1 protein-coding gene is annotated in these 434 nt (G+C 25.6%); it reads right to left on the bottom strand.

Features of this window, described 5'->3' with window-relative positions:
* Positions 1–152 precede the first annotated feature (152 nt).
* Positions 153–314 carry a bacteriocin-like protein gene (locus AB4Y90_RS18225; protein ID WP_441558969.1) on the bottom strand — a complete coding sequence of 54 codons (162 nt, stop codon included), beginning with the start codon at positions 312–314 and terminating at the stop codon, positions 153–155.
* Between the last annotated feature and the right edge of the window lie 120 nt (positions 315–434).

The raw sequence follows: 434 nt of genomic DNA, 5'->3' as shown, positions 1-434 counted from the left end.
ATCACAAGATCATCGATGCTAATAAGCTTTTAGATCTAATTCCAAGAGAAAAAATAGAAGAATATTTAAAGAAATAAATAATCATATTTGCTTGTTTATAAAACAAAAAAAAGGCTGTCTTAGTTGTAAGACAGCCTCTTTTTTATTGACAATTACATAGAATCATCCGGACATTTGAAGTCATTGCTGCAAGTTGCACAAATGATAACTCCGTTGCAGTAATACATGCAAAATTCCGGATCTGGTAAAGGTTTAATCCCGCTTCCTGTAATTGTTTTTAATTGATCTTTGTTTAGTTTTTTTAAGTTTTTCATAGTATTTATTTTAAAAATTTGCTAATACGGTAAAGATAATTAAATTATGAATACTAATACATAAATAATTATTTTATTTTAAATAAATTTGAATATGAACATACTAAACAAGTTCATCAA

The sequence above is a fragment of the Chryseobacterium sp. 2TAF14 genome, assembly GCF_052115105.1.
Classification (GTDB): Bacteria; Bacteroidota; Bacteroidia; order Flavobacteriales; family Weeksellaceae; genus Chryseobacterium.
Note: the sequence above shows the minus strand (reverse complement) of the source record. Positions and strands in the feature narration are given on the sequence as shown.

Excerpts from the sequence above, each read along its gene's own strand:
- AB4Y90_RS18225 (WP_441558969.1), bottom strand. The coding sequence starts at position 314 with ATGAAAAACTTAAAAAAACTAAACAAAGATCAATTAAAAACAATTACA.